The organism is Aeromicrobium sp. YIM 150415 (assembly GCF_016918125.1).
Classification (GTDB): Bacteria; Actinomycetota; Actinomycetes; order Propionibacteriales; family Nocardioidaceae; genus Aeromicrobium; species Aeromicrobium piscarium.
In genome coordinates this window covers 102855-109003 of sequence record NZ_JAERWM010000007.1, presented here as the reverse complement: position 1 = coordinate 109003, position 6149 = coordinate 102855, and the positions used below count along the sequence as shown (strand labels likewise).

At 69.5% G+C, this 6149-nt stretch carries 3 protein-coding genes; all 3 read left to right on the top strand.

What is annotated here, in order from left to right; genetic code table 11:
• The first annotated feature begins 462 nt into the window (after positions 1-462).
• The 3 genes from JL108_RS05515 to JL108_RS05505 all read left to right on the top strand — a co-directional run bounded on the left by JL108_RS05515 (position 463) and on the right by JL108_RS05505 (position 6129).
• Positions 463-1104, top strand: a complete 642-nt coding sequence (locus JL108_RS05515; protein ID WP_205197442.1) for a hypothetical protein — start codon at positions 463-465, stop codon at positions 1102-1104.
• A complete protein-coding gene (locus JL108_RS05510) occupies positions 1104-2621 on the top strand; it encodes a DNA polymerase Y family protein (RefSeq protein WP_205197441.1) in 1518 nt (505 codons plus the stop codon). The genes JL108_RS05515 and JL108_RS05510 overlap by 1 nt, the downstream gene beginning before the upstream one ends.
• Before the next feature lie 100 nt (positions 2622-2721).
• Positions 2722-6129 carry an error-prone DNA polymerase gene (locus JL108_RS05505; RefSeq protein ID WP_205197440.1) on the top strand — a complete coding sequence of 1136 codons (3408 nt, stop codon included), beginning with the start codon at positions 2722-2724 and terminating at the stop codon, positions 6127-6129.
• The last annotated feature ends 20 nt before the right edge of the window (positions 6130-6149 follow it).

The following is a 6149-nucleotide window of genomic DNA, read 5'->3' as shown; positions in this document are numbered from 1 at the left end:
CCCGCCGCGACCGGACCCGCCCATCACTGACATCGACATCACGCGCAACACCGATCCGTGGTCCCCCATGAACACCCTTGCTGACCTCGATATCCATACCGAAAGCCTGCCGCCACCACCTCGTCGAAGACCCCATCCCCGCCCCAACCGCAAACGCCGCAGACGACAGACCATAACCCTCTAAACACACCAACTCATAGAACCGCCGACGCGTCTGCACCGAATGCCTCACAACAACTCCTCATCAAAGATGTTGCTTCGACCGATTGAGACCGCCCGCATGGAGAGGTGCCTAGGCCACCGCCCGCTCCGAGCGGTGAGTTGCGCACCTATCAACGGCGACGAGAGGTGCCTATCCCACCGCTCCCAGCGACGAGAGGTGCCTATCCCACCGCTCCCAGTATCGGTCGCGAGGGGCCTCCCCGGATTGACTCATTCGAACGTGTGTTTGATACTTGAGGAGTGTCCCAGGCTGCTCTGATCGACGACCTCCGCGCCAAGATGCGCGAGCTCGAAGGCCGCCCTCAGGTGTCCTCGATGCGGGTCCATCCGGTGCTGGAGGGACTCCTGGAGGTGCAGCCGGGGCAGGTCTATACCGTCGGAGCGGCATCGCTGGCGATGTTGCTCATGGCCGGCCCGTCGGTGCAAGGGCAGTGGTCGGCGGTCATCGGCGCCACGGATTTCGGCATGCAGGCGGCACAGGCCTTCGGCGTGGCGCTGGAGCGCACCGTCCTGGTGCCCGATCCGGGAGCCGACTGGCTGTCCGTCACCGCGGCGCTGATCGATGTCGTCCCCGTGGTGGTGGTGGCGGGTCGCGCGATGGCCTCGCGCGATGCCCAGCGGATCACCGCCCGGCTGCATGAGCACCAGGGCATCGTCATCGCCTGGGACACCGCATGGCCGCGGGCTCGTGCCCATCTGCGGCTGACCGATGTCCAGTGGGAGGGCACCGACCGAGGTGCTGGGCATCTGCGTGCCCGCCGGGCCACGATCGAGGTTCAGCATCCCGGCCGTCCCTCGCGGCGGCGAGAGCTCTGGCTGCCGGACGACCACGGCCAGGTCCGTGTGGCCGATGAGCCACCACTGCTGCGCAGGGTCGGCTGATGACACGGGTGATGGTGCTGTGGTGCCCGGACTGGCCCGTCGTCAGCCACCTCGGACCGGACACCCCGGCCGATGCTCCGGTGGCGGTCATCGACGGCCAGGTCGTCGTCGCCTGCTCGGCCGCGGCACGACAGGAGGGGGTGCGCCGTGGGATGCGCCGGCGCGATGCCCAGGCGCGATGCCCCGATGTCATCCTGTGCGCCCACGATCCCGCCGCCGATGCCCGGGCTTTCGAGCCGGTTCTCGATCTCGTCGAGGAGCTCTCCGCACAGGTCGCGCCTCTGCGGCCGGGGTTGTGCGGGGTGACGGTGCCGGCGCGCTACTACGGTGGCGAGGCCGAGGCGGCGGCCGTACTCGCCGAGCAGCTCGTCGAGCACGGGATCTGGGACGTCCGATGCGGGATCGCCGATGATCTCTTCGCGGCCGAGCAGGCGGCCCGCCAGGCTCCACCGCAGGACTCCGTGGTCGTGGGCCCCGGCGGTTCGGCGGACTTCGTGCGGGACCTGCCGGTAGCGGTGCTCGGCGATCCGGAGATGGCCGATCTGCTGCGTCGTCTGGGCATCCGCACGCTGGGTGATTACGCGCGGCTGGAGATCGCCGACGTGCGCACGCGGTTCGGCCCGAGCGGGGTGCTCGCCCATCGCTGGGCACGAGGTGAGGATCCGAGGCTCCTCAGCCGACGGGAGATCCCCCCGGACCTGGTCGGGCGGGTGCCGTTCGAGCCGCCGCTCGATCGTGTCGAGGCGATCGCCTTCAGCATGCGCAGAGCGGCCGAGTCGTTCGTGTCCGCGCTGGCCGAACGCGGTGCGGTGGCCACGGCGATACGCATCGAGATCGACAGCGACGGTGTGCTGTCCCACGCTCGTACCTGGCGGCACCCACGGTGGTTCTCCTCGGCCGACATCGTCGACCGGGTCCGCTGGCAGGCGCAGGTGCCCGGGGTGATCACCGCGCCGGTCGATGAGGTCCGGGTGGTACCCGAGGCCGTCGAGCAGGTGGGTGATCACGCCGAGAGCCTGTTCGGTGACGGAGTAGATGAGGGAGTCGAGAGGGTGGTGGCACGTGTGCAGAGTCTGGTAGGGCCGGAGGCGGTACGGACGGCAGGGGTTCAGGGCGGATCGAGCCCCGGGGAGCGTCAACTCGCCAGCACGTGGGGGGACCGGCCCGCCGAGGTCCGCGATCTCGCGCGGCCGTGGCCGGGGTCGATCCCCGAGCCGGCTCCGGCGCGGGTGTTCGCGGCGCCCGAGCCGGCGCAAGTGGTGGGAGCCGAGGGGCAGCCGGTCATCGTGACCTCTCGCGGCGGGCTGACGGGAGAACCCGCGCGATTTCGTCTTGGAGCGGATCAACCGTGGCAGCCGGTCGCGGGCTGGGCAGGCCCCTGGCCGCTCGACGACCTGTGGTGGGACGAGCATGCGGCCCGTCGGATCGCGCGCTTCCAGGTCGTCGGCGTCGACGGCAGCGCCTGGCTGATGTGTGTCGAGGACGGACGATGGTGGACCGAGGCCCGCTATGACTGACCGGCACACCCCTCCGGGGCCAACTTTTGCGGCGTTATGGCCCTTATTCGTGTCCGCGAAGGGCCACAACCCGGCAAAAGTTGTCCGAAGGGAGTGAGTGATGGGCTGGAACAATCCCGGTATCTCCTGGCGTGAGCTGGAGTCCCGTCTCTCCGGTCGTGTCACTCCACCCACCGACCCGCCCGACGGCGGTGACGGTCCCGCCTGGTCGCGCAAACGCGGTGCCTATCGCCCCGACGAGCCCGTCGAGCGCCCGGTCGATGTCGTGCCCTATGCGGAGCTGCACTGCCACAGCAACTACAGCTTCCTCGACGGCGCGAACGCTCCCGATGCCCTCGTCGAGCAGGCGGTCCGGCTGGGGCTCTCCGCTCTCGCCCTCACCGACCACGACGGCTTCTACGGGGCCGCGCGTTTCTCCGAGGCTGCCACCTTGCACGGCCTGGACACTGTCTACGGGGCCGAGCTCTCCCTGGGACTCACCGGCCCGCAGAACGGTCGCCCCGACCCGGAGGGAGAGCATCTGCTCGTCCTCGCCCGCGGCGTCGAGGGTTACCACGCGCTCTCGGGGGCGATCACCGAGGCGCAGCTGGCAGGCGACGAGAAGGGGCGCCCGGTCTACCACCTCGATTCCCTCGCCGAACGACTGCGCGACCGTGCCCTCGTGCTCACCGGATGCCGCAAGGGGGCGGTCCGCCGGGCCTTGAGCGAGGGTGGCAGGTCGGCCGCGGAGGCTGAGCTGCGCGGCCTCGTCGAGCGTTTCGGGCCTGACAACGTCGTGGTCGAGCTCCTCGACCACGGGTACCCGCAGGACTCCGATGTCAACGACGCTCTCGCCGAGCTGGCGTGCGAGGCGGGGCTCCCCATCGTGGCCACCGGCAATGTGCACGCCGCGGTGCCCGACGACGCTCGGCTGGCTCAGGCCTTCGCCGCCGTGCGGGCCCGCCGCAGCCTCGCCGAGATGCGTGGCTGGCTGGGGCAACCGGGGTACCTGCGGTCCGGTGAGGAGATGACGCGCCGTTTCGCTCGCTATCCGGGGGCCGTCGAGCGCTCGGTGCGGATCGCCGAGGAGGTCGGCTTCGACCTGCGCAAGGCCTCTCCGGCGCTCCCGCGGTTCCCCGTCGGGGACGGGCATACGCCGATGTCGTGGCTGCGCAAGCTCGTCCGAGAGGGTGCCGACCGCGTCTACGCCCACCGCCGGGAGGAGGCCGAGGAGCGGCTGCAGCGTGAGCTCGCGGTGATCGAGGACAAGGACTTCCCCGGCTACTTCCTCATCGTCCACCGCATCGTCACCGAGGCCAAGGATCGCGGCATCCTGTGCCAGGGGCGGGGATCGGCGGCCAACTCCGCGGTCTGTTACGCCCTCGGCATCACCGCCGTCGACTCGATCAAGTACCGCCTTCCCTTCGAGCGGTTCCTGTCGGCCACCCGCGACGAGGAGCCCGATATCGACGTGGACTTCGACTCCGACCGGCGCGAGGAGATCATCCAGTGGGTCTACGACGAGTACGGCCGCCACAATGCCGCCCAGGTCGCCAATGTCATCAGCTACCGGCCCAAGTCGGCCGTGCGCGACATGGCCAAGGCGCTCGGCTACTCGCCGGGACAGCAGGACGCTTGGAGCAAGCGCATCGACTCGTGGTCGCGTGTCGAGGTCGACGATCCCGATGCCCCCGGCGCGCCCCCGCAGGCGGTTATCGACCTGGCCACGCGTGCCGCCGGGGCCCCTCGCCATCTGGGCATCCACTCCGGCGGCATGGTGCTCACCGCGCGGCCGGTGGGCGAGGTGGTGCCCATCGAACGTGCCCGTATGGACAAGCGCACGGTGCTGCAGTGGGACAAGGACGACTGTGCCTGGATGGGGCTGGTCAAGTTCGACCTGCTGGGGCTGGGCATGCTCGGTGCCCTCCAGCACACCTTCGACCTCGTCGCCGAGCACACGGGGGAGAGGTGGGAGCTCGAGACGCTCCCCAAGGAGGAGGCGGGGGTCTACGACATGCTGTGCCGGGCGGACTCGATCGGGGTCTTCCAGGTGGAGAGCAGGGCGCAGATCGGCACTCTGCCCCGGCTGCGACCGCGTGAGTTCTACGACCTCGTCATCGAGATCGCGCTGATCCGTCCCGGGCCGATCCAGGGCGGCGCGGTGCATCCGTACATCCGCCGCAAGCTGGGGTATGAGGAGGTCGACTACCTCCATCACTCACTGGAGCCGATCCTTGAGCGCACGAAGGGCGTCCCGCTGTTCCAGGAGCAGCTCATGCAGATCGCCACCGATATCGGCGGGTGTTCGGGAGACGAGGCCGATCTGCTGCGCCGCGCGATGGGCTCCAAGCGGGGGATCGAGAAGATCGAGCGGCTGCGCGCCAAGCTCTATGAGGGCATGAAGTCCAAGGGCATCAGCGATGAGGTCGCCGACATCCTCTATGCCCGGATCGAGGCCTTCGCCAACTTCGGCTTCGCCGAGAGCCACTCGATCAGCTTCGCGCTCCTGGTCTATGCGAGCTCCTGGCTCAAGCTGCACTATCCGGCGGCCTTCCTCGCCGGACTGCTGCGCTCGCAGCCGATGGGGTTCTACTCGCCCCAGTCGCTGGTGACCGATGCCAGACGACACGGGGTCGAGGTGCTCCGGCCCGATATCGAGGCATCGGCCGTGCATGCCGACCTGGAACCACTCGCCGGGAGCAGCGAGGCGACGGGGATGGACTCATGTCTGCTGACCGAGCAGCCACCGGTGCCCGACTTCGCTCCCGGTGCCGATCACCGGCTCGGTGCCCATCGCCGCGACGGCCACCACGGGGTACGGCTCGGTCTGACGAGTGTGCAGCAGATCGGTCAGGCGGACGCCGAGCGGATCGTCGCGGCCCGGAACGAGCGGCCCTTCCGCGACATGGCCGATGTGGCCCGGCGGGCGCGGCTGTCGATCGCCCAGATGGAGTCGCTGGCCACCGCGGGAGCGTTCGACGGCTTCGGGATGTCGCGCCGCGAGGCGCTGTGGAATGCCGGATATATCGACCGGCTCGAGCAGTTGGAGGGTACAGCCGTCACCTCGCCGCCGCCGATGCTGCCCGGGATGAGCGAGGTCGAGCTGACCACCGCCGATCTGTGGGCGACGGGCATCTCGCCGCGTGAGCACCCGATGCAGCACCTGCGTTCCCTCATGAGAGAACACGGGGTGCTCTCGGTGACCGAGCTGGCGGCCTATGAGACGGGACGTCGGGTACGGGTGGCCGGGCTCATCACGCATCGCCAGCGACCCTCTACCGCGGGTGGGGTCACCTTCCTCAATCTCGAGGACGAGACCGGCATGCTCAATGTCGTCGTCTTCGGCTCGGTGTGGCAGCAGCATCGCCGGGTGGCGCGCAATGCGGCGGGAGTGGTGGTGCGCGGCGTCCTGGAGCACAGCGACGGCGCGGTCAACCTCAAGGCCGAGGCCCTCGAGCGCATCGAGTCGCTCTACCCCGCTGCCGCCTCCGCGCTCCCCGCCAAGCACCGCGCCCGCGACTTCCGCTAGCCCTCCGTCCAACTTTTGCC